The 21,747-nt window shown below is 59.5% G+C and carries 18 protein-coding genes and 3 pseudogenes; 12 read left to right on the forward strand and 9 right to left on the reverse strand.

Features of this window, described 5'->3' with window-relative positions:
• Window positions 1-171: 171 nt before the first annotated feature.
• Genes FHT71_RS19620 through FHT71_RS19640 form a run of 5 tightly spaced genes read right to left on the reverse strand, consistent with a single transcriptional unit; the run spans window position 172 to window position 6,131 of the window.
• Complete coding sequence (locus tag FHT71_RS19620) at window positions 172-1,686, reverse strand: ABC transporter substrate-binding protein (RefSeq protein ID WP_183721531.1); 1,515 nt, start codon at window positions 1,684-1,686, stop codon at window positions 172-174.
• Window positions 1,687-1,702: 16 nt separating this feature from the next.
• Entirely contained in the window at window positions 1,703-3,406 is a 1,704-nt protein-coding gene (locus FHT71_RS19625) for an ABC transporter ATP-binding protein (protein ID WP_183721534.1), read from the reverse strand.
• The gene (locus tag FHT71_RS19630) at window positions 3,403-4,254 is read right to left on the reverse strand and encodes an ABC transporter permease (RefSeq protein ID WP_132589519.1); all 852 of its coding nucleotides are present in this window, start codon (window positions 4,252-4,254) and stop codon (window positions 3,403-3,405) included. Before FHT71_RS19630 ends, FHT71_RS19625 begins: the two co-directional genes overlap by 4 nt.
• On the reverse strand, window positions 4,251-5,189 hold the full coding sequence (locus FHT71_RS19635; RefSeq protein ID WP_183721538.1) for an ABC transporter permease: 939 nt from the start codon (window positions 5,187-5,189) through the stop codon (window positions 4,251-4,253). The genes FHT71_RS19630 and FHT71_RS19635 overlap by 4 nt, the downstream gene beginning before the upstream one ends.
• A gap of 51 nt (window positions 5,190-5,240) precedes the next feature.
• A complete protein-coding gene (locus FHT71_RS19640) occupies window positions 5,241-6,131 on the reverse strand; it encodes a proline iminopeptidase-family hydrolase (RefSeq protein ID WP_132589515.1) in 891 nt (296 codons plus the stop codon).
• Between the two features lie 122 nt (window positions 6,132-6,253).
• Between FHT71_RS19640 and FHT71_RS19645 the strand changes: the two genes are divergently transcribed.
• The 4 genes and pseudogenes from FHT71_RS19645 (at window position 6,254) to FHT71_RS32370 (ending at window position 9,124) form a co-directional block, all read left to right on the forward strand.
• Entirely contained in the window at window positions 6,254-7,036 is a 783-nt protein-coding gene (locus tag FHT71_RS19645) for a LuxR family transcriptional regulator (RefSeq protein WP_183721540.1), read from the forward strand.
• 53 nt (window positions 7,037-7,089) lie between these two features.
• Complete coding sequence (locus tag FHT71_RS19650) at window positions 7,090-8,004, forward strand: proline iminopeptidase-family hydrolase (RefSeq protein ID WP_183721544.1); 915 nt, start codon at window positions 7,090-7,092, stop codon at window positions 8,002-8,004.
• Between the two features lie 49 nt (window positions 8,005-8,053).
• Window positions 8,054-8,188, forward strand: a pseudogene (locus tag FHT71_RS31830) (AAA family ATPase); the annotation flags it as partial.
• 630 nt (window positions 8,189-8,818) lie between these two features.
• Window positions 8,819-9,124: an endonuclease/exonuclease/phosphatase family protein gene (locus tag FHT71_RS32370; protein ID WP_348649314.1), complete on the forward strand. Its 306-nt coding sequence runs from the start codon at window positions 8,819-8,821 to the stop codon at window positions 9,122-9,124.
• An 878-nt stretch (window positions 9,125-10,002) separates the two neighbouring features.
• On the opposite strand, the gene FHT71_RS31230 is transcribed toward FHT71_RS32370, so the two are convergent.
• The 3 genes from FHT71_RS31230 to FHT71_RS19670 form a co-directional block, all read right to left on the reverse strand.
• Window positions 10,003-10,365, reverse strand: a complete 363-nt coding sequence (locus tag FHT71_RS31230; RefSeq protein ID WP_246718048.1) for a DUF4174 domain-containing protein — start codon at window positions 10,363-10,365, stop codon at window positions 10,003-10,005.
• 97 nt (window positions 10,366-10,462) lie between these two features.
• The gene (locus tag FHT71_RS19665; protein WP_007801332.1) at window positions 10,463-10,648 is read right to left on the reverse strand and encodes a DUF3008 family protein; all 186 of its coding nucleotides are present in this window, start codon (window positions 10,646-10,648) and stop codon (window positions 10,463-10,465) included.
• A gap of 247 nt (window positions 10,649-10,895) precedes the next feature.
• Window positions 10,896-12,887, reverse strand: coding sequence for an ABC transporter ATP-binding protein/permease (locus FHT71_RS19670; protein ID WP_183721547.1), 1,992 nt, complete (start codon window positions 12,885-12,887; stop codon window positions 10,896-10,898).
• Between the two features lie 716 nt (window positions 12,888-13,603).
• On the opposite strand from FHT71_RS19670, the gene FHT71_RS19675 reads away from it, so the two are divergent.
• From FHT71_RS19675 to FHT71_RS19690, 4 genes and pseudogenes are all read left to right on the forward strand, one after another.
• Complete coding sequence (locus FHT71_RS19675; RefSeq protein WP_132589767.1) at window positions 13,604-14,290, forward strand: TetR/AcrR family transcriptional regulator; 687 nt, start codon at window positions 13,604-13,606, stop codon at window positions 14,288-14,290.
• Window positions 14,291-14,411: 121 nt separating this feature from the next.
• A pseudogene (locus FHT71_RS19680) lies at window positions 14,412-14,833 on the forward strand (hypothetical protein).
• A gap of 298 nt (window positions 14,834-15,131) precedes the next feature.
• Complete coding sequence (locus tag FHT71_RS19685; protein WP_132589509.1) at window positions 15,132-15,449, forward strand: hypothetical protein; 318 nt, start codon at window positions 15,132-15,134, stop codon at window positions 15,447-15,449.
• 429 nt (window positions 15,450-15,878) lie between these two features.
• Entirely contained in the window at window positions 15,879-17,360 is a 1,482-nt protein-coding gene (locus tag FHT71_RS19690) for a mechanosensitive ion channel family protein (protein WP_132589507.1), read from the forward strand.
• Window positions 17,361-17,455: 95 nt separating this feature from the next.
• Here the strand turns inward: FHT71_RS19690 and FHT71_RS19695 are convergent, their stop codons facing one another.
• Window positions 17,456-18,799 carry a PLP-dependent aminotransferase family protein gene (locus FHT71_RS19695; RefSeq protein ID WP_132589505.1) on the reverse strand — a complete coding sequence of 448 codons (1,344 nt, stop codon included), beginning with the start codon at window positions 18,797-18,799 and terminating at the stop codon, window positions 17,456-17,458.
• 172 nt (window positions 18,800-18,971) lie between these two features.
• Between FHT71_RS19695 and FHT71_RS19700 the strand changes: the two genes are divergently transcribed.
• The 4 genes and pseudogenes from FHT71_RS19700 to FHT71_RS19715 all read left to right on the forward strand — a co-directional run bounded on the left by FHT71_RS19700 (window position 18,972) and on the right by FHT71_RS19715 (window position 21,096).
• Window positions 18,972-19,220 (forward strand): DUF1127 domain-containing protein, encoded by a 249-nt coding sequence (locus tag FHT71_RS19700; protein ID WP_183721550.1) that lies wholly within the window; start codon window positions 18,972-18,974, stop codon window positions 19,218-19,220.
• A 16-nt stretch (window positions 19,221-19,236) separates the two neighbouring features.
• A pseudogene (locus FHT71_RS19705) lies at window positions 19,237-19,401 on the forward strand (epoxide hydrolase); the annotation flags it as partial.
• 55 nt (window positions 19,402-19,456) lie between these two features.
• Window positions 19,457-20,215: a sulfite exporter TauE/SafE family protein gene (locus FHT71_RS19710; protein ID WP_183721553.1), complete on the forward strand. Its 759-nt coding sequence runs from the start codon at window positions 19,457-19,459 to the stop codon at window positions 20,213-20,215.
• A 680-nt stretch (window positions 20,216-20,895) separates the two neighbouring features.
• Window positions 20,896-21,096 (forward strand): hypothetical protein, encoded by a 201-nt coding sequence (locus tag FHT71_RS19715; RefSeq protein ID WP_132589499.1) that lies wholly within the window; start codon window positions 20,896-20,898, stop codon window positions 21,094-21,096.
• The last annotated feature ends 651 nt before the right edge of the window (window positions 21,097-21,747 follow it).

The raw sequence follows: 21,747 nt of genomic DNA on the forward strand, positions 1-21,747 counted from the left end.
AAATACAGACATTAGCAGCAAGTCAAGCGGGAAAAAACCGCCGGCTTTCACCGACGTGACACTCGATATCACCTGCTTGGTTCAACGCGCGGGACCATGGAAGCTGACAACATCTGCCTGCCCTCGCTGTCATGGCCCAGCCAGACGCCGAGGCGCCTGGCTGCTGCTTCATCAGTTTTTCACGGTGTCTTCGAGGAAGAAACGGCCGAGGGGGTTCTGGTAGAAGTTCTCGATGTTCTTGCGCGAGACGTTGATGTAGGGGCTGTAATAGAGGTCGATCCAGTGGACGTCGTCCTTGGCCGTCTTCTGGATTTCGACATACATGGCCTCGCGCTTCTTCGGATCGAGTTCCAGGCGGGCTGCGGCCACCAGATCCTTCACCTTGTCGCTCTTGTAGCGGGTCATGTAGTTCATGTTGGTGTCGTGACCGAGCACGAAGGTCGTCTTCTGGTCCGGGTCGAGAATGTCGTTCGTCCAGTACATGACCGAAATGTCGTAATCGCCGGCAACCAGCATGTCCCAGCTCTGGCTCGGGTCTACCTTCTGCAGGTTGACGGTGACACCGGCCTTGGAGAGCTGCTGCTGCAGAAGAACGGCGATCTGTTCGTCGACTTCGTTGCCGGCATTCACCACATAGTTCAACGCCAGGTCGGACGCGCCGGCCTTGGCCAGCATCGCTTTGGCCTTTTCCGGATCGTAGGGATACTGATGGTTGTCGTCGTAGTGATAAAGCGACCCCTTCGGGATATAGGAGTTGGCCACGGTTCCGATGCCGAAGGTGACGGTATCGACGACCGCCTTCTTGTCGATCGCCATGTCGAGTGCCTGACGCACCTCCTTCTTGGCGAGCGCGCCGTGCTCGTGGTTGATCAGCAGATGGTCCTCACGTGTCGAGGTGTCGATCAGTACGTTGAGATTGGCATCCTTCTTCAGTTCCTCGACCCGCGAGAAGGGCACGAAAATCGCCGTGTCGAGCTGCCCGGCCTGCACGTTCAGCATACGGGTATTGTCGTCAGGCACCGAGATCCACTCGACACCGTCGAGCTTTACGCGGTCCGCCTGCCAAAAGTTCGGGTTCTTTTCGAGAATGACGCGGTCGCCGCGCCGCCATTCCTTGACGGTGAATGCGCCCGACGACGCGGTCGGCAATTCGGCAAAGGCGTCCTCACCAGCCTCGACGGCCTTCTTCGACAGTACCGAAACGTTTGGAAGCGCCAGCGTCGACAAAAAAGGCGCGGACGGCGTCTTCAGCTTGACAGTGAGCGTCTTCGGATCGGTCGCCTCTGCGGTCTTTACGATCTTGTAGCTGTCGCTCCAAAGCGAAGCCTTGTTGTCGCGGATACGCAGAAGGCTGAAGGCAGCATCCTCGGCCGTGATCGGCGAACCGTCGGAGAATTTCGCGTCGCGGATCTTGAATGTGTAGGTCAGTCCGTCGCCGGAGACGGACCAGCTCTCGGCCAGACCCGGCTCCAGCTTGGTGCCGGTCTTGTCGACGCGGATGAGCACGTCGAAGACGTTGGAGAAGACCCAGTTGTCGACGTTCTGGGCTGACTTGATCGGGTCGAACGTGGTCGAGTCCTCGCGACGGCCGATGCTCAACACGCCGGCAGCTTCGGCGAAGCTGGCGCTGAGACTGAGGGCAGCGGCAAAGGCGCTAAGCCCGATGGATTTCCACTTCCTGTTCATGATGTCGTTCCCTTCGTTATTGTGGAATGCGCTTGATGGATAGGATGTTGGCAGGAGCAGTTCGGATATCGCCAAGCAGCGGCCTGTCCGGGTTGATGTCCGGGATCGCGGCCACCAGTCGAGCGGTGTAAGGGTGTTTCGGACGCGCGAAGATCTCTTCCGACGGACCGTCCTCGACCACCTCGCCGCGATACATGACGATCGTGCGCGCACAGAGATTGCGGACGATGGCCAAGTCATGCGCGATGAACAGCAGCGTCAGGTTCATGCTTGCTGCCAGCTCGCGGAACAGGTCGATAATCTGCGCCTGAATCGTGACGTCGAGCGCGGCCACGCATTCGTCGGCGATGATCAGCTTCGGATTGACGGCAAGTGCGCGGGCGATCCCGGCGCGCTGGCACTGGCCGCCGCTCATCGAGCGTGGCTTGCGTTCGGCGAACTCGCGCTCGAGCCCGACGAGATCCAGCAATTCTCCGATCTGCGCGGGGATGTCGGCCTTCGGGACCTCGCCACGCACCGCCAGCACCTCGCCGATGGTCTGGCCGATGGTCATCCGTGGGTTCAAGGCGTTGAACGGATCCTGGAAGACCATGGCGGCCTCGCGCCTGAGCTTCGCCAAGCTCGCGCTTTTCTGCAGGGCAAGATCGGCACCGTCGAAACTGATGTGCCCGCAGGAGATCGGCGTCAGACCCAGTATCGCGCGTGAGAGCGTGCTCTTGCCGCTGCCAGATTCCCCGACAATACCGACCGTCTCGCCCGGCATGATCCGCAGGCTGATGCCGGAGACGGCACTGACGGTCTTTGCCGCACTTCCCTTGAAAAGGCTGCCGCCGACCGGAAAGCGCACATGCAGGTCGTCGATCTCCAGTATCGGCTTCACCGCCGCCGTCGCAGGCAGTCCGGCGCTTCTTGCTACGGCAGCGCCATCCGGCATCGACGGGTGGCTGTGAATGAGCTTGATGGTGTAGGGGTCCTGCGGGTGCGACAGGATCTGCCGCTTCGGGCCCTGCTCCAGAAGCCTGCCGTTGCGCATGACCGCGATCCGGTCGCAGGTTTGCGCTACGATGCCGAGATCGTGGGTGATGAGGATGATCGACAGGCCGCGCGTGTCGCGAAGTTCGATCAGCAACTGCAGGATCTGCGCCTGGATGGTCACGTCGAGCGCGGTCGTCGGCTCGTCGGCGATCAGGATTTTCGGATTGCACGACAGCGCCACGCCGATCATGGCGCGCTGGCGCATGCCGCCGGAGAGCTCGTGCGGATAGCTGTCATACTGACGAGGCGGGTCTGGAAAACCGACCTGCGACAAGATCTCGATCGCGGCCGCGCGGGCTGCCCTCCCGTCGAGGCCCTGATGATAGCGGATGCCCTCGGCAATCTGATCGCCGATCCTCATCACCGGATCGAGATGGCTCGTCGGGTTCTGGAAGATCATGCCGATCTCGCTGCCGCGGATGTCGAGCATCTCGGTGTCGCTGACGGTAGTCAGGTCGCGCCCTTGGAGAAGGATTGAGCCGTCTTCGATCCTCAACCGCGAGGATGGAAGCAAACGGATTAGCGAGCAGCAGAACAGGCTCTTGCCGGAACCGCTTTCGCCGACCAGCCCGAGTATCTCACCCTTTGCCAGATCGAGCGATACGGCATCGAGCAGCGTGCGCGTTTCATGGTCGAGATGCGCCTTGACCGTGAGAGCGCGAACCGAAAGGACGGAGGCGCTCATTCATGCACTCCGAGCAGTTCGCCGAACGCATCACCGACAATGCTGAAACCGAAGGCAAGGAAGACGATGGAAAGGCCGGGAAACAACGTGATCCACCAGGCTGTGGTGATGAAGCCCTGGCCTTCCGCGACCATGACGCCCCATTCGGCAACCGGTGGCTGGACGCCGAGCCCAAGATAGCTGACAGCGGCGCCGCTGAGCAGGACGAGCACGGCATCGGACATCGAAAACACGATCGATCCGGCAATGGCGTTCGGCAGCAGATGGCGGAACATGATCCGCATGCGGCCAAAGCCGAGGCTGACCGCTGCCACGGCGTAATCGCTGTTTTTCAGGACAAGGATCTGCGCTCGGATCAACCGTGCGTATGAGACCCAACCGACGAGAGCCATGGCGATATAGAAGCTGCCGAGGCCCGGCCCGAGGATGGTGATGATCGACAGCATGAGCACCAGAAAGGGAAAGGCCATGATGATGTCGACGATCCGCATGAAGATCGCATCGACGATGCCGCCGAAGAAGCCGGCGACCGTGCCGACGACCGTGCCGATCAGGAACGGAAAGGCGACACCGATCACCGCGATCTGCAGGTCGATCCGCGCACCCCAGATGATGCGTGCGAGGATATCGCGACCGAAGTTGTCGGTACCGAGTGGATGCAGGAGGGACGGCAATTGCAGGCGCGCATTGCTGTCTTGAAGGATCGGATCGTACGGCGCAATCAGCGGCGCCGCAATTGCCATGAGAATGAAGAACAGCAAGATCGATGCACCGACGGTGAGCATGGTGCGCCTGCCCAGGAACGTTCGCCAGCCCGCAGCACAGGGTGAGACGGCCATCGTACTCATAGCTTCACCCGCGGATCGGCCGCGACGGTGGCAATGTCGGCGAGGAAATTGACGAGCACCGTTGCACAGGCAAAGACCATGGCGACGCCCTGCACGACCATGTAGTCGCGCGAGAAGATGGCGCGCACCAGCAACTGCCCCATGCCCGGTAGCGCAAAGACGCTCTCGATAACGACGGTTCCGCCGATCAGCCAGCCGGTGTTGACGGCGAGCAGGTTGATGGTCGGCACCAGCGAGTTCGGCACCACGTGACGCCAGAAGACGATGCGCTCAGGCATGCCGCGAGCGCGCGCTGCCGTCGCCACATCCGATTTCAGAGCCTCGATCATTGCCGTCCTGAGGCTGCGTGTCAGAACGGTCGACAGCGACAGCGCGATGGTGAGGCTCGGAAGAATGAGATGAGAGAGCTTATCGGCGATCGTCGATCCGTAACCGGACACCGGCAGCAGGTCGAGCTTGACGCTGAACAGGATGATCAGCATCAGGCCAAGCCAGAAGGGCGGGAATCCGATGCCGAACGTCGAAATGATGCGTACGGCATGATCCGGCGCCCGCCCCGCGTTGCGCGCCGCGATTGCCGCGAGCGGCACGGCGATCACGACGGACAGCACGACGCTCGAAATGACGAGTGCGATCGTCGGCTCGATACGCGTCGCGATCAATTTGAGCACGTCGATCTTGTAGAGGATCGACTTTCCCATCTCGCCTTTGGCGAGGTTTTTCAGGAAATAGAGATACTGCAGCCAGATCGGCTCATCGAGGCCATATTGGGCGCGGATATTGGCGATCGCCGTCGGCGTGGCGCGTGTGCCGAGCAGCACGCGCGCCGGATCGCCGGGAATCAGCCTCACCAGCACGAAGGTGATGATGCTGATGCCGGCGATGACCGGCAGGAACTGGAGAGGCCTTCGGAAAACGAACCTATAGCGATGCATGGCGATGCCGGTGCCTCCGTCGTCTGATGCTGTCGTCTGCAGGCTTATGCATCAGTTCGACCTGTTGCGTGCCAGGAAATCGAGAAGTGCCGGATAGTAATCCGCAGGGTTTTCGTAGAAGGGCATGTGGCTTGCGTTGGCGAACACCTTCAGTTCGGCGTTCGGGATGGCGAGTTTCATCTTCAGCGCGCAGGCAGGCGTCAATTCGTCGTGCTCACCGCAGGTGATCAATGTCGGGACCGTCATGGAGGGCAGATCCGGAACGCGGTTCCAGTCCTTCAGGTTGCCGGTATAGAGGAATTCGTTCGGGCCCTGCATGGTGCCGTAGGGGCCCATGTTCCAGTCGCCGAGCGATCGGCGAACAGGTGCGGGCCATTCCGTCAGGCGGCACACGTGGCGATAATTGAGAATGGTGACGGCGGCGAGATATTCGGGGTGGTCGTACGTGCCCCGGGCTTCGTGCTTCTGCATCATCGCCACCGTTTCCGGCCCGAGCGCGGCACGCAACCGCTCTAGTTCCAGGATCAGATGCGGCATGTCCCCAGCGGTATCCTCAAGGATCAGCGTCTGCAGGTTGCCAGGATAGGTGAGTGAATAATCGATCGCCAGCCACCCACCCCAGGAGTGACCGAGCATGTGCACTTTGCCGAGCCCAAGCGCCTTGCGCACGGTCTCGGTCTCCTCGACATAGCGGCCGATCGTCCAGAGCGATGAATCGGTCGGACGGTCCGACGCGCCGGTCCCGAGTTGATCAAAGGCAACGACGCGGTAGCGTTGATCGATCAGACAGGAATGCGCCTCGCGCAGATAGTCGCAGGGCAGTCCCGGCCCGCCATTGAGGCAGAAAACCGTCTCCGCTCCATCCCCGAAACTGTAGGCCACCACCTTGTGGCCATCGACTTCGATCTCAAGTCGAGCATCGGGCTCGATCTCACGCCACATTGACCACTCCGACGAAGAAAGTGCTTGCTTAATATTTGGGCACTGCTAATTTTTACCTCAAACGATGTCGGGCGCCAGCTATAAGAAGTGATAGGATCGGCTCGAGGCCTGTGGAGCCAGCGATGATTGACGAAATCGGCACGATCAGACGACAGTTCACGGATCATCAAACGCTGGACGGCCGGATCGACCAGGTCTTCGAAGCGATGAAGGCTATCGGTTTCGAGGCGCTGATCTACGATTATACGCCGGTGCCCTACGATCTCGACGGCGAAATCATGATTCCATCGCTGCTGAAACTCCGCAACATTTCCGACGACATGCATGACTACTGGTTCAACCACGGTTATTTCCGCATCGATCCGGTCCAGCAGGTGGCGCTGCGCACCTCCACCCCCTTCTTCTGGAACTACGATGCGGAGGCAGACACGCTGATCCGCCGTTTCATGACCGAGGACACGGCTCCGGTCGCGCGTTATCTAAGCGAAAGGGACATGTCGACCGGCGTTACCGTGCCGGTCCATATGCCGCGCGGCGACTATGCAACCGTCACCGGCGTGCGCTTCGGCGGCGACCGGGAATTCGAAAGGCACGCGCTGCGCTACATCGCCGACTTCAACCTCCTCGCACATGTTTTCCATGAGGCCGCCTATTCGCTCTTCGATACGAAGACGTTCAGCACCGGCAAGGCAAGGCTGACGGAGCGCGAGCGCCAATGCCTGCGCTATTCCGCCGAGGGCCTTTCGGCCAAGGAAATCTCCCGCGTCATCGACCGCTCCGTTCCCACCGTCGTCATGCACCTCAACGCTGCGGCCAAGAAGCTCGGCGCTAAGAACCGCACCCAGGCGGTCGTGCGCGCCACTCATTACCGGCTGCTCGAGGACCGCCCATCCTATAACTTGTGATAGCTGCCGCGCCTCTTTTAGCCGCGGTATGCTTTTCCATCTATCGCCACGACATGGAGGAGCACGTGAACGCACTTGCGTCGAAGGACGCCTTCCTGCCCTTTCGCGAATACCGAACCTGGTATCGCGTCACCGGGTCGCTCGACAGCTACAAGTTGCCGCTTGTCGTCGCCCATGGCGGTCCCGGCTGCACGCACGACTACGTCGACAGCTTCAGGGGCATCACCGAGATCGACGGCCGGCCGGTCATTCACTACGACCAGCTCGGCAATGGCCATTCCACCCGCCTGCCGGATAAAGGGCCGGACTTCTGGACCCCTGGTCTTTTCCTCGAAGAATTGGACGCGCTCCTGAAGCACCTGGGCATTCAGGATCGCTACGCCTTCCTCGGCCAGTCCTGGGGCGGCATGCTCGGCGCCGAGCACGCCGTGCGACGGCCGAAGGGGCTGAAGGCGCTCGTCATCGCCAATTCGCCAGCCAACATGCACACCTGGGTTGCGGAAGCAAACCGTCTGCGCGAGGAGCTGCCGCAGGATGTGCAGGACACGCTTTTGAGGCATGAGAAGGCCGCTACGATCACCGATCCTGAATACATCACCGCATCGCGGGTCTTCTACGACCGCTATGTCTGCCGCGTTTCGCCATGGCCTGCCGAAGTCGCGCGCACCTTCGCCATCATGGACGAGGACAATACCGTCTACCGCAACATGAACGGGCCGACCGAATTCCACGTCATCGGCACGATGAAGGACTGGACGATCGAAGACCGTCTGCATCTCATAGAAGCCCCTACCCTGCTGATTTCAGGCAAATACGACGAGGCCACACCGCTCGTTGTGAGGCCCTATGTCGACAAGATCAGGGGATGCGAGTGGGTGCTATTCGAAAACTCGAGTCACATGCCGCATGTCGAAGAAAAGGCGCTCTGCTTGGAAAAGGTATCTAGCTTCCTCTCGCGCTTCGATTGAAGCGCGAGAGGACGTTTGCCGCCCCCTGCAGAAATCCCTCCTGTGAAGTGCTTGGATTGGAGACGACTTTGTCCAACTCGTTCTGCCCGGGGATTCCCCGAAGCAATCAGCCGCAGCAGCGAACCGACGACGGCAAGATTGGGCACGGTCCTATCTGACTTCGATCCTGACGCGAGATTTGCGGCACCGTCAGCCACCGACCACGGAGGCACTGGCAGTTGTCGAGATGCATCGAGGAAGGCCGGCACGCCCAAGGTGGCAACAGCGATACCGAAAATACCGAAGACACATGCGCTGACAACAACAACTAATCTGATGGGAACGAAACTCAGCGGGCCGCGTTGAGCATAGAGACGGTAGGTTATGACATCCCTGCCGTTCCTTTCCATGACTCTTCCTCGCCCCGCTGGCAATTGCGGGGCTCTTTTTGAAAGAGAGCAGGAAAAATTCCGGTGCGGAATGTTTTGGTTATGGCTTTGGGAAATGAGACCCTCAAAGTCCAACTCGCGCCTTAGCCCCGCATCCGCGACTGCGGGGTCTTTCTTGCCCTGATAGCGTTTAGTGGAACCTTGCAGGTCACCTTGTGCTGAGTGATCGGCCCCCTTTGTCCGGCCTCGGCCGCTTGGGAGATCTTAAAGCTCTTGCCAAAAGCCTGGAGCACGATGATGTCCCCAAGTAGCCTTCTATCTCTAGGACATGGTGACATTGAATTGGTCATCACCGCGGTTCGCACTTAGTGCGAGGATAGAGACATATCGCCGGATTCTGATCGAGGGTGGTGGGCGGTCGGCGAGACACGCGGGCCGCGATCTGGGTGCAGGTTGACGTCCACGGTGCCTCTCAATGTGATCAACACGCACCTTGGTCCCGCAACCGGCAAGTAACAGAGCTCCTCGGCGAAGACTGGATCGCAAACGCCCGATTCCCGGCCCTACCGGCGATCGTCTGCGGGGACTTGAACGCCATTCCATCGTCGCCGCCTACAAAAGCTTGGCGACGCATTTTTGCGACGCCCAGTTGTTGGCCCAAACGAAGCCGCGGCCGACATATCCATCGCGCTACCCGCTGCTGCGCGTCGATCATGTTTTCGTATCAAAGGACCTCCAGGTCGCTTCCGTAGCGATCACGGCTGATCGGCCGGCAGGCGGGCGTCCGACCATTTGCCGCTTCTGGTGAGGCTGGATGTGGAACGGTAGGTTTCGGACGACGCATCTCTTGGGGACGCGACAAGCTTTGAGCGTTAATTCCGGCTTACGAATGGCAACGCTGCAGCTCCTTACCATCGCCGTTTGCCACGAGATCTTCAGAAATCACCTGATGCTTCCCAGCGCTTTGATCCCACATCGCATCATCTCAGACTGGAACTTTTGCACGGAGTCGGCAGTTGGCCATTGAATACAATGCTGCGGAGGATGCTGATGCACTTCATGCGCAACATCGCTGCCATCCTGGTTCTGTTGATCTCGACGGACGCCGTTGGTCAAAGCACGAGAAAGCCGGTTTCAGAACGATGTCAGGCTCCGTCGCAACAGGAATTGCAGGAAGGTTCACCATCTCGGAGCGGCGGCGATGCAGACTTGGCCCGTTGCAATGGCGTGATCGTACCGCCGGCATCAGGCGACGAAGCGCTGGAGCGCCCGGCTCCTTCGAGCGGTACCCTGCGCGTGATCCCCCCGAGCAGGGCTCCGGGTCAGCAGCGCAGTCTGCCTGAACCGCAATAGCGTTCTGAATGGGAACATCAAGCTCGCATTGGAAAACCTTAGGAAGCCAGAGCGAGGCTCCATCCTCACAGGCAGGATTTTCAAAGCCAGGCCACTCCTGGTTCCGCGACACCATCATTGTGAGGGACGACCACCAGCCTTTCAAACCTGGCTGGCTGGGTTCCGCCCGTTGCACCATCTATCCGGAAGCGACAACGAGTCTTCGCTGCCGGTCAATTCGTACTTGCCAGCCCCGATCGTATTCGGGATAGCGCATCAGCCCACCGCGTGTGCGAGGCTACTCAATCCTAAGGGGTACTTTGTCGATCAAGTCTATGACATACTGAACGCTGACCGGTCGCATCGACCGAAACTTTACTTGGCCGTCAGCGTCGACGAGTATGGCTTCGAATTCCTCAGGCGAAGGACCGCTACGATCCGCACGGATCTGGTCAGCACCAATATCGGCCGAGGCGTTGAAACTGGAGAAGAACCGCGGCCGGCAACACGCAAAAGCGCAATGTTCCGCACTGCAATTCGGGGCGATCGGCAGCAGAGCCCTCGAAAAGAACAAGGACGTGGTCGTTAGACGCCGGAGACGCCCCCGATGATCGCTTTGATGAGTGATGTGAGCGTAAGCCCTGTTCTGCTTCCTTCCCATGTAGACAGACGAAGCTCTTCCCGCTACGGGCGCGAGAATAGTCGAGCCCTGTGATTAATCTTAATCGGCGAAAGCAGCGCGGCACGGCTGCCTGGAATTAGTGCGAAACGCGGTCTGGCTTTCCTCGCCGTTTCGTCGACGCGAACTCCTCGAGTTGCTTCTCGCTCATGGAGTCCACCATTTCCTTGGATGCCCCTTTGAGCCTGTTCTTTGGTGTTTGACCACGCTTTGCCGAAAGGGCGGCACCAGCTGCTTTCTGCTGAGCTTTGGATTTTGCGGGCATTTTTCTTCTCCTTTGTCTCAAGCAAACTAACTGTCGGCCGGGGACAAAGTTCCTGCTTCTGACGCCACCGCGTCGAATGACGTTGCAGATTGCGCATGGGACCGATTTCGATGCGCGAATTGAGGTCTTGTCGAAGATCGTCGACGTTCAGCGTGCAACCGCAAACTCGAAACTCGCGTTCATAGAACGTCCTTTCCAGGGAGCACTACGAGAGGCGAATGCGGGCCATGAAACGCTTAGGGGGACTTCAGTTTTTACGCTTGGAAGGCCGCATTCCAATCGAGGTCGTGCTGGCTTCCGGCAGGACCGGCGGGTTCTTCACGAGGCGCAAAAGCAAGTTCCGTTTTCTCTTGCGCTGGACAAGATCAACATCACTGACAAGCTTTGCGCCGCCCTCGCGCCGCTCCAACGTGATTTTGCGGCTATGGAAGGCTTCGAGCTCGGCTCGATGCGCTACGCTTATGATGGTGACCTTCGGCAATTCGTGGATCACCATCTCCATCATCTTGTCCTGGCTCTTCTCGTCGAGTGCTGACGTTGCTTCATCCAGCACAATGATATCAGGATTGTGTAGCAGCAGACGCGCAAACGCGAGCCGCTGCTTTTCGCCACCTGACAGCGTCTGGTCCCAAGGCGCGTCCTCCTCGATCTTGTCGATCAGATAATCGAGCCCCACCTTGTCGAGGGCCGCCTTGATCTTGTCCAAGGTCCAACTATCGGCGGCGCCGGGATAAGCGACGGCACGGCGGAGCGTCCCCGCAGGGATGTAAGGCCGTTGCGGCAGCATGAAGAGTTGCATGTCGGCGTGGAAATTGACGCTGCCGTCACCCCACGGCCAGAGACCTGCGATGGCCCGCACCAGGGTGCTCTTGCCCGAACCGGATTCACCGGCCACGAGCACCCGCTCACTTGGTTCGATCTCGACCTGGGTTTCCTTGACCACGGCGGTGCCGTCGTCAAGCGACACGGAGAGATCGCTTAGACTGAGCATCACATCGCCTTCCGTTTCACCGCGCTTGATGCGTCCCAAGTCGTTGCTCTGTTCCGCGCGCTCAAGCCCGTCGAGCGACATCATTAGCGAGGCAATGCGCCGTGCACAGGCATTCCAATCGGCGAGACGAGGATAATTGTCGACGAGCCATCCGAATGCGCTCTGAACGATGGCAAAGGCGGAGGCGGCCTGCATCACTTGTCCAAGCGTCATGCTGCCTTCGAGAAACTTTGGAGCGCAAAGCAAGACGGGCACGACAGGCGCGAACAGGCTCGATCCCTGCGACACAAGCGTCGTTCGCATGTGCTGGCGTGCAAGGAGCGCCCATTGCCTGAGCACATTGGTAAAGGTCTTATCGAGGTCGCTACGCTCTTCCTCCTCACCGCCAAGCAGTGCAATACTCTCGCCGTTTTCCCGGACATGCGTCAGCGTATAGCGAAATTCGGCTTCCGCCTGATTTTTGACCTCGGAGACGTGGACGAAATTGCGGCCGATGACCGCCATCGAGCTGGACGTGATCGCGGCGTAGAGTACTGCAGTGATGACGAGGAAGCCGGGAATGGTAACGGTCGAGCTTGCGATTGTCAGATGCATGGCTCCGCCGATCGTCCAGAGCACCACGATGAAGGTCGAAGCCGACAGGAATGCGGAGATGACGCCGGCGATGAAATCGACGGGTGCTTCGGTGGCAATCCGCAAATCCTCCGAAATGCGCGCTTCGGGGTTCTTGTGGTCGCCGCCGATGAGGTTCAACTGATAGTAGCGACCGTTTGCGAGCCAGCGCGCGATCACTGCGGTCGTGAGCCAGGAACGCCAGCGGCGCTGAATCATCATGCGAAGGGCGACCTGTGCAGTGACGAGGATGATGGTTCCGAGCACGAGTGGCAGGAATACGACGCTCAGGAGATATACGGTGCGGCCATTATGCTGCTCGAGGGCGTCAAAGATTGCGCGATTCCAGAGATTGATTCCATACTGGAAGCCGACATTGACGACGATCAGCGTCAATAGCCCGAGTGAACACGGCCACGCGAAGTTGTCGCCTCCGCGGCCCCAATAGCCGCGCGCGCTGATCCAGAAGCGCGTCAACAAATATCTCTTGCGCGCCTGCTCCGCCTCCTCAGCCGTCAACTCCGGATCGGGCTCCACGACATTTGGCGGCGGTGCAACTTCGACAGTTGATGCCTTCTCGGAACGGTCTGGTTTGGCGCCGCCGATCGATCTCGGATTGAATTTAGCGTCGATCATAACCGTCACAACGGCTTAAAAAACAAAAGGTTTCATGATGTCGCTGCCCGCATCGGGAGCGCCGTTTCATCGCGGCAACGCATGCGGATTTCGTGGAGAAGCTCGAAGGCGGCGAGATCGACACAGAGCCAAAACGCAATGAGCTCCTCGAGCGTCGCGGTGAAGAGCTTGAGGCAAAGACCCGGAATGGGCAGAATTTGCAGAGAAGGTTGGTTGCGGAGGCCTGAGCCCACAGAGACTTGTTTTTCTCACCTCAATGTCAATAGAACCGGGAGTCTCCACGGTTTCATGTGCTAGGAGCAAACATTCGGGATGCCAACGCCGAAGGTGCGAATGGGTTTCTTGAACCAGCGCATAGGCCTTGGCCTTTCAGGCCGCGATCGGGTTGGTGTGACCATAAAATTTGGGGTGGCTATAGCTAAAATGCCGTCGGATTTATTCACCTGCTATTTTCGCCGAATCCGTGGTGACGTCCATCGCAGGCAGCCAGAACTGCGCAGGCGAGACCAATTCCCAGCAATCGAAAGGACTGCATTTTTGCTCCGGTACGGTTTGGGAAGTGAGCCGCGTTGCTGATCGGCCAGCTTCAATCTGCTGCGTAAATCAGGCCATCGCCCGATGTTGATGGTGCCCACTTGGCGACTGGAGCGGACAATGTCAAGATCTTCCGGGACTAGAATGTTGACATAAGCAACTTGACACTCTACATGGACGGCATGACCCAAGACATTTCCACCGATGACCAGCGGCCCTACCACCACGGCGACCTTCACAGGGCGATCGTAGCGGCCGCTCTCGACGTGCTGAGCGAGTCTCAAAGCACAGAGTTTTCGCTCCGCGAGCTCGCCCGTCGGGCGGGCGTCAGTCACAACGCCCCATACAAGCACTTTGCCGACAAGCGCGAATTGCTAGCAGCCGTCTCGGCGGTGGGGTTCGAGCTGCTGGCGAAGCGGATGGCAGAAGCGACCAAGGAACTCGACAGTCCGCGCAAGAGGCTGGCAGCTATGGCGCGCGCATATGTCTGCGGCGGCGTTAACAATCCGGCGCTCTACAGATTGATGTTCGGCGGCTACCTTGCCGGTCAAGACGATGGGCGTCCCGCGATCGAAAGAACCGCGGCTTACAACATGAAGACCCTTGTAGTCGATGCGATTTCCGACGGCGCTCTCGGGCGCCCAATCGCAGATACCGAGGCCAATACCCGCACGATGGATGGGGCGATTCTCGTCTTCTGGTCCCAGATGCACGGTCTCACGTTGCTGCTGGTCGATCGCCTCGTCGGCCCTGGCGACAAGATGGAGGAGCTGACCGAGAACGTCCTGCAAGGAATGCTCGACGGACTGGTGAACAGCATCCCGACCGTACCAGATGGCGCTTGGGTCGGTCCTCCGCTAGCGGGGTAGGAGTACCGATGGCAAGCACGCTTGGTTCGGAGCTTGTCGGTGAAAGCCTTGTTATCTTCCGGGTACCCACTGCTCTCATTCCGAGAGGAGAATTCACGTGGACGCATACATCTGAGCTCTGATGGGTCTTCCCGGCATCGCGATTGGCAGCCTGACCTCGTTTGCCACCACGTGGACGACGCAGCGATCCCAGGTGAAGGAAAAACATCACTCGGTCGAGATTGGTAAGCGCGAAAAGCTCTTTTCGGATTTCATCGCCGAAGCCACCCGCGTTACGATGACGCGATAGACCACCAGAAGAACGACGTCTGTGACCTCGTGCCACTCTATGCATTGGTCGCCCAGATGCGTCTGATCTCCTCCCGGCCGGTAGTCGATGCAGCCGGGCTGGCGATGGCCAGAATCGTTGAAACCGATCTGACGCCCAATCGCTCACTCTCTGAAATCCGGGACCTCGCGCGTTCCGGCACGCTGAACTTTCTCCTCGATTTTGGCGAGGCTTGCCGGGCGGAACTGGCGGCAGGGCACCTGTCGACCCGATGATAGGATTTGGGGAACTCGGGGGCCACCAGGGGCCTTTCGGCACGCAAACCAGCCAAAACTCGCCTCCTCTGCCGGTCGGCGGCTTGAAGTGCGTGTCGCGTTCGGCCAGCCAAGGTCGCCCCTAAGACCAACTGCTGCGCGACCAGACGGACGACCGCCCCTTTGAGCTGCAACACATAATGTCGGGATCTGGCGATGCGCGAACAGGTTGTTTCGAGACTGATACCAAGAGATAGATTGCTGATGCCCGGCCCAGGACATAGGTAGATCCATCATAAATTCTTCAGGCTAAACGACTATGAAAGTCTCCGAACTCTCCTCGAGGCAAAACGTGCAGTCGAAGAAGCGCGCCGCTCTCAAACTGCGGCTTCTAGCGCCTGCCAACTCGAACATCCCCGCGCCTCGCACCACGCCGGGGACATTGCGGGCATGCGATGATCAAGCGAGCGCCCTTTCGACCGCTGATCAGATCGAACCATCAGCTCTCCTTTCTGTTGCTCTGTTTTCGCTCAGCCTCGCGATCCTTGTCGCAGCGACATCGACGATGTTCGATTCCACCTGGTCCCAAGCCCTTCGCGGCGCCTTTGTAAACCTCCTGGCCAGATTGGTGATGTAGGGAGGCCAGCTTCTCCGCCGGATGTCTTTTCGAGACAGAAAGTATCGGCGACCCACCGAGAGCCTGAACGAGGCGATCCAAGCGCACAAAGCAATCCAGGCGATCAGAAGTGTTGCTTCAGGTCGCCTCCTCTTGGGCGGTACGGACAGGTCGGCCACGCAAGCGGATCGAAGGTTGCAGAAGTAGGTCAAGACGTCAGTGGCTATTGCCAGTTGGTTGCTCACGGTCGGCCCAATTCCTTGGCTCGTACCCACATCGGTGATCGAAGTTCGCCGGGTGGTTGCTTCGACGGCTCGGGCACACCCAGCTCAGTGCTATCGCAGCGCAGCTGAACGTGGAGAAAGACCTTGCTTTATCTGACCCCAGCAGAGAGGCTCTCAGCTTCTGTTGCAGAGCCAGTTGAGCTCACCTGCGAATTTGGACAGGACCATGAACCTACCGCTTTGGAGCGACCCTATCGCTCAACTCTTCGGGCTGGCCGTCGCCGGCTTGGTGTTCAGCCGGTTTGTGTTTCACCGACACCCGATTTGGCGGCTCATCGCTCACATCGTCTTCCTGATTGCGTTGACCGCTCTCCTACTCCACGAGGGCATCCGGCCCTACGCGCCTGATACACAGACCGACGATGTGTCCCGGCGGATCTTCATCGGCTTCGCCAAAGCCGTCTGGTGGATAGGCGGCGCCATGGTGTTGATCAGCTCGGTTCGCCTGTTTCTGATATTCGAGCGAAAACCACGGGAAGCACGTCTGCTCCAGGACCTGGTTGTCGGCCTCATCTACCTCGGAACCGGCCTCTCGCTTATTGCCTATGTCTTCAGCATTCCTGTGGGCACGCTGATCGCGACTTCGGGGGTGTTCGCGATCATCGTTGGTCTTGCATTGCAAAGCACCTTGAGTGACGTCTTTTCGGGCATCGCATTGAATCTCGGGCGTCCCTACTCGGTCGGCGACTGGATCGTGCTTGACGATGGCGTCGAGGGCCGGGTGATCGAAACAAATTGGCGTGCCACCCATCTTCTCAGTGGCACAAACGACCTGATTGCCGTCCCCAACAGTCGCTTGGCGAAAGCCAACGTCACGAATCTCAGCAGTCCTGACGAGAGCCATGGGATAGCGATCAAGGTGAGGCTAACACCTGCACCGCCCGCCACAGTCGCGGAGGTCATGAGGACGGTTCTTTTTGCTTCGAATAACATTCTCGATGCCCCCACACCCTCGGCAACGATAAAGGCTCTCGATGGTGAGGCTGTTGAAGTAGAGCTAACCTGCCGAGTCCGAAATAGGGCACACATTCCGATTGCGACAAACGAGATCTATGACCTGGTGTTCCGGCATTGCAAGGCTGCCGGGTTACCGCTCGCTGTGCCGGCGTCGGTCGGCGTGGCTCCAGACCAGGATCCCGCATATCGGCAGCATCCAAGCACCGCGTGGCGGCTTCTGAACGCTATACCCCTCTTCGCGCCCTTGACTGAAGATGAGAAGGAGACGCTTGCGGCGAGCATGACGCGCCAGACCTATCGCAAAGACGAGATCATCGCAGAACAAGGAACGAGGCTGGCCTCTCTGATGCTGATACGGAACGGCGTCGTCTCGATCACAAGGAAGGAGGGCGATCGTGAAACAGAGCTTCTCCGCCTTTCACCAGGACATTGCTTCGGGGAAGAGGGAATGCTGACGGGTGCGCCGGCACCTGGGACCATACGCGCCCTGACATTTGTGATCGCCTACGAGATCAAGCAGGATCCGCTTGCCGCCCTTATGCGTGACCGCCCGGCCCTCGCCGAGGAACTGGGCCTCGTCCTGTCACGCCGACTTGAGGCAGAACGCCTCCAATCGGCTGACACTTTTCCTCGCGGCGCAGAAGCAATGACATTTGGTGATCGCATCCGCCAGATTTTCCAACTATCGTAACCGACCAGCATCGTTGGCTTCCGATCGTGGTCAGGTGATCCCCAAACTACCCCTCTGTCCGGCCTTTGTGAGCGGCACGGGCTGCATGCGGACCCTCATTCCGTCGAGTCGAAATCGACCTCCCCGGCATCAAGCATCCTGGCCAATGTGCGCAGGCCAACTTCGAGCTGGTCCATCGCCGGTGCCGCCAGTGCGAGCCTGACGGCGTTCGGAGCGTGGCCAGGCGTGACCGCGAATGTCGTCGAAGGCGTCAGTGCGATATCACGCCTGGCTGCCGCGGCAACGAAACTTTGCGAGCGCCAGTGGGTCGGCAGCGTCAGCCACAGGTGATAGCAGCCCTCCTGAGACTGAATGTCGAAGCCTGACAGACATTCGGCTGCCAGCTTCTGGCGCGCGTGTGCGTCGGTCCGCTTCAATTTGGCGAGCTTGGCCGCGGTGCCGTCGCCCATCAATCGCTCCGCGGCCGCGAAGGCGTATCCAGACGCAGTCCATCCCCCCGAACGCACCGACGCCATGACGCTTTCCCGCATGCGATGCGGTGGCACGATAAAGCCGAGGGTCAGTCCCGGTGCGACCATCTTCGACAGGCTGTCGATGACGATACAGGTGTCGGGAGCGAGGGCTGCCAGCGGCAGCTCGTCGTCGAGAAAGGCGTAGACATTGTCCTCGATAACAGGAAGGCCGAGTTCGTCGACCACCCGCAGGAAATCGATACGGCGTGCCGACCTCATCGTCATACCCAACGGATTGTGGATCGATGGCTGGACATAGATGGCCGACAGATGGGCTTCATGGTGGGCCTTTTGCACGGCGTCGGGCCGCATCCCTTCTCCGTCCATCGCCAGAGGTACGAGCGATATTCCGAGCCGCTGCGCGATGCCCTTGATGAAGGGATACGTCAAAGCTTCCACTCCGCAGCGACCGCCGGTCGGGACAACGGCTGCGAGAGCAGCGGCAATGCTCTGCCGCCCGTTGCCGGTGAATACCAGTTGGTCGGCGTCGACGGACCACGTGCCTTTGGAGAGATGCGCGGCTGCAACGCTCCTCATGACGGGCGAGCCGATGCTGGTCCCCTGTCTAAGCGCGACATCGAGCGCGGCTGGCTGGTCCAGCCCTCTGAGGCTCTTCGCGATCAGCGCCGTCTGCTCGGGAAGTGTCGGGTAGTTGAACTCGAGGTCAATCCGGATGCCACGCGGTTCACCTGGAGCTGCGATGCCGCGCCTTGCTTCCCCGGAGACGAAGGTCCCTCGTCCGACTTCCCCGACAACGAGGCCACGGCGCAGCAGCTCGGCATAGACGCGGCTCGCCGTCGAGACGGCGATGCCGCGCTCGTAGGCGAAGCTCCGCTGCGGCGGAAGACGATCGCCGGGCCTTAGCTTGCCGCTCGCTATCTCGGCGGCGACGACATCTGCCAGCTTCAGATATTCGGACTTCGACATTATTGCTCCGAGTTCAATGTTTTGATTGCACTGAGAAGAATATCGGAACATTCTGCCGACATCAAATGCATTGTACCTGAAGCGGCCACGCCCTGCGATCTGAGGCGCGCCGAACTCAAAACAAGCCTCCGGACGCCGCAGCGCCGGTGCGTAGGAGCATTGGAGACGAGAGATGACTGAAAGTATCTGGATCACAAGTCGACCGGAGGTGACAAGGCGCCTTTGGTCGCCCCTGCGCATCGTCAAAGCCGCATGGGCCGCGATCGTACGCTGCGCAGTTCGTCGGTCTGCTGTCGCCCGGCTTCGCGATCTTGATGGCGACGCACTCAAAGACATCGGCCTTGCGCGATCCGAGATCGAGAAGGCAGCCTATGGCCTCATCACTCGCCCGAGAGAAACACAGGCGGTGTCCGAATCATAGCTGAAAGTAGGTGGGCGTCAGCGCCTTTCCCGACGAGATCTACACCGCGCCGGAAAGCTGGACTCGCAAGGCCTATCCGAACCTCGTCCACTACAACCGCCTTCCAAAGGGAGGGCATTTCGCAGCCTGGGAACAGCCACTGACCGAGGAACTTCGCGCGACGTTCCATACGCTTCGGTAAGCGTATCAGCGCCGCCCCCAGGATTTCTCACGCGTCCTCTTTCGAGGAAGGTCACATGGAACTGACAGCTACCACGATCCTCGTCGCCTTCGCCGGCGTGTTCCTGATCTGCTTCCTCAAGGGAGCGTTCGGCGGCGGCTTCGCCATTATCGGGATCCCTCTTCTATCGCTTGTGATGGATCCCGTCACGGCCGGAGGACTCCTCGCTCCCTTGTTCATCGCAATGGATCTATACGCTCTGCGCTACTTCAGGCGCTCGACATGGTCGAAGCCGGATCTGGTGCTTCTGTTGCCGGGCCTCCTGCTCGGCATCGGGTTCGGCTACCTGCTGTTTCGGGTCCTCGACCACCGCGTAATCGCGATCCTGATGGCTGCGATCACGCTGATCTTTGTCGGCCTGTGGCTGATGAACGGCGGTGAGGTAACGACCCGTCGGCGTTCGACGCCCAAGGCGGTCGCCGCCGGCCTGACGTCTGGCATCACGACCATGGTCGCGCATTCCGGCGGGCCGCCTCTCGCGATGTATCTCCTGCCCCTCGGCCTCACCAAGGACATCTACGCGGGCACGACTAGCCTCTTCTTTACTGTCGGTAACGCGACCAAGGCGGTTCCCTGGCTGTTGCTGGTAAATCCTACAGCCGGTTTGTGGGAACTGATGGCGATCTGTCTGCTCGCCGTTCCCACGGGCGTGTCACTCGGTTGGCGGCTCCACGGTGTCCTTGACCAGCGTCAGATCTACCGCATCTGCTACGGGCTGCTGGTCGTGACCGCGGTGAAACTGCTGTGGGACGGCATTTCGGGATACCTCGCATGACCACCAACTTGCCAAGGCAGGCTTTCTCGGATTGTGCCATTGGCGATAAGAATGCTTGCCGGTTCCGCTGGATTTTCCGAGGTCTACACTGGTGATAGGAGTCGCGCATGACAACGGCCCCGTCAATCGAGCTGCCATCATGTTGGCGCGACGCCCTCGCCCACTTCCGTTCGGAACCACCTGATCCGCAGTCGGGTTTGCCGTTCGCACAACGGCGGGCGTCATTGACTGCGCTGCACATCGCGAAGGTTCATCTCGTCGCGCAAGTTATCGCATGAGTGACCTGCTTCCCCACACATCTCGGAATTTTCAGATGAGCGAGGGTTCCACAACGACAACCGAGGTCTCCCTTGTACCCCTTCAGGAAGAATCTCTCAGTTAGGGCGGGTCTCGGTTTGAAAAGCACGCTAGGCGTTCGCCACGGTTTCTTGAGTTGCCGCACGTTACGCGGCCTAGTCGGGATCACCCCTGCCCCCGGAGAAGTCCTTGTCACACGAGCTTCATAAGAATTCACTTAAATGCCGCTGCGAGAACACCCCTCGCGTCCTGTTTTCCCCTTCATTGGCCCGCACCGCTGTGGGCCTTCTTTTTGACATCGCCTCCGGTTACCCCATGTGGATCGCGACGAAGGACTAGCCGGCCACCGGGCGTCCCGCCGCCTCTAACCATGGAAGTCGTCGATGAAGGAACATGACCTCAAGGAACTTGGCGAAGACATCCTGCGCGACGTGCGATCCGACGTCACTCCGAAGAAGCTGATGGCCGCTGTCCGCAAAGCACATCCGGAGGCGTCCAAAAAAGAAATCATCAGGGCCGCGTTCTACGCGCTGATCGCACATGCCGACAAAAGCCCCAAGGAACTGGTTCCAGCGAGCGCCTGACGAAGAGTTGCGCTAAGGGCCCGATGCAAAACCGTAACCGACGCTTGATCGATTTGTTCTAGGGGAGCTGCAGCTTTCGTAGGATCGCCCGCAAGCCCGGTTGGCTCGCCATAGCGGCAGCTTCTTCAAAGGAAAACCAAGCCGTCTTCTGATCGCCCTTTTCCGGATAGGATTCGGCAATCATTGCGAGTTGGAGCAGATGTACCCTCACACCTCAAGCTCGTTCGCTGGTGTCCTTCGTATAGGTGAACGCACCCAGTGCACCCCCTCGGTAATCGCACCGACCGCATGCCTCCTCGAACGCCTCACCTTAATGCCGCGGTGCGCGCCTCATCTTATCTACCTCATGCCCGAGCTTTTAAGGCGACCACCCGAAATAGATCGCCGCCGACATCGCGATTTCGGCAAACCCGATGGCCAGACATAGGATAAACACCACGACCAGCAATCTGTTTCGGTTTAGATTTCGCATCGCCGGGGCTTAACCGTTGTCGGCCGAACGATCAAGAACAACACTGTGCAAAAGCCGACTATCGGGGCGGAAGCACGGCAGGCGCTAGTGTCCCATCTCAGAGATTATGACGGGTTGGTCTATGCCCAGAATTGGCAGCTCTTGCGGGGGGACGAGCAGTTGGATGCTGCGCGCGACGC

The sequence above is a fragment of the Rhizobium sp. BK060 genome, from assembly GCF_014193145.1.
GTDB lineage: Bacteria > Pseudomonadota > Alphaproteobacteria > Rhizobiales > Rhizobiaceae > Rhizobium.

What these genes read in the sequence shown, in the direction of transcription:
- FHT71_RS19630 (WP_132589519.1), bottom strand. Translation starts at nt 4,254, where the DNA reads ATGAGTACGATGGCCGTCTCACCCTGTGCTGCGGGCTGGCGAACGTTC.
- FHT71_RS19675 (WP_132589767.1), top strand. Translation starts at nt 13,604, where the DNA reads ATGACCCAAGACATTTCCACCGATGACCAGCGGCCCTACCACCACGGC.
- FHT71_RS19700 (WP_183721550.1), top strand. Translation starts at nt 18,972, where the DNA reads ATGACTGAAAGTATCTGGATCACAAGTCGACCGGAGGTGACAAGGCGC.
- FHT71_RS19670 (WP_183721547.1), bottom strand. Translation starts at nt 12,887, where the DNA reads ATGATCGACGCTAAATTCAATCCGAGATCGATCGGCGGCGCCAAACCA.
- FHT71_RS19640 (WP_132589515.1), bottom strand. Translation starts at nt 6,131, where the DNA reads ATGTGGCGTGAGATCGAGCCCGATGCTCGACTTGAGATCGAAGTCGAT.
- FHT71_RS19715 (WP_132589499.1), top strand. Translation starts at nt 20,896, where the DNA reads ATGAAGGAACATGACCTCAAGGAACTTGGCGAAGACATCCTGCGCGAC.
- FHT71_RS19625 (WP_183721534.1), bottom strand. Translation starts at nt 3,406, where the DNA reads ATGAGCGCCTCCGTCCTTTCGGTTCGCGCTCTCACGGTCAAGGCGCAT.
- FHT71_RS19620 (WP_183721531.1), bottom strand. Translation starts at nt 1,686, where the DNA reads ATGAACAGGAAGTGGAAATCCATCGGGCTTAGCGCCTTTGCCGCTGCC.
- FHT71_RS19635 (WP_183721538.1), bottom strand. Translation starts at nt 5,189, where the DNA reads ATGCATCGCTATAGGTTCGTTTTCCGAAGGCCTCTCCAGTTCCTGCCG.
- FHT71_RS19645 (WP_183721540.1), top strand. Translation starts at nt 6,254, where the DNA reads ATGATTGACGAAATCGGCACGATCAGACGACAGTTCACGGATCATCAA.
- FHT71_RS19685 (WP_132589509.1), top strand. Translation starts at nt 15,132, where the DNA reads ATGAAAGTCTCCGAACTCTCCTCGAGGCAAAACGTGCAGTCGAAGAAG.
- FHT71_RS19650 (WP_183721544.1), top strand. Translation starts at nt 7,090, where the DNA reads ATGGAGGAGCACGTGAACGCACTTGCGTCGAAGGACGCCTTCCTGCCC.
- FHT71_RS31230 (WP_246718048.1), bottom strand. Translation starts at nt 10,365, where the DNA reads ATGGGAAGGAAGCAGAACAGGGCTTACGCTCACATCACTCATCAAAGC.
- FHT71_RS19690 (WP_132589507.1), top strand. Translation starts at nt 15,879, where the DNA reads ATGAACCTACCGCTTTGGAGCGACCCTATCGCTCAACTCTTCGGGCTG.
- FHT71_RS19665 (WP_007801332.1), bottom strand. Translation starts at nt 10,648, where the DNA reads ATGCCCGCAAAATCCAAAGCTCAGCAGAAAGCAGCTGGTGCCGCCCTT.
- FHT71_RS19710 (WP_183721553.1), top strand. Translation starts at nt 19,457, where the DNA reads ATGGAACTGACAGCTACCACGATCCTCGTCGCCTTCGCCGGCGTGTTC.
- FHT71_RS19695 (WP_132589505.1), bottom strand. Translation starts at nt 18,799, where the DNA reads ATGTCGAAGTCCGAATATCTGAAGCTGGCAGATGTCGTCGCCGCCGAG.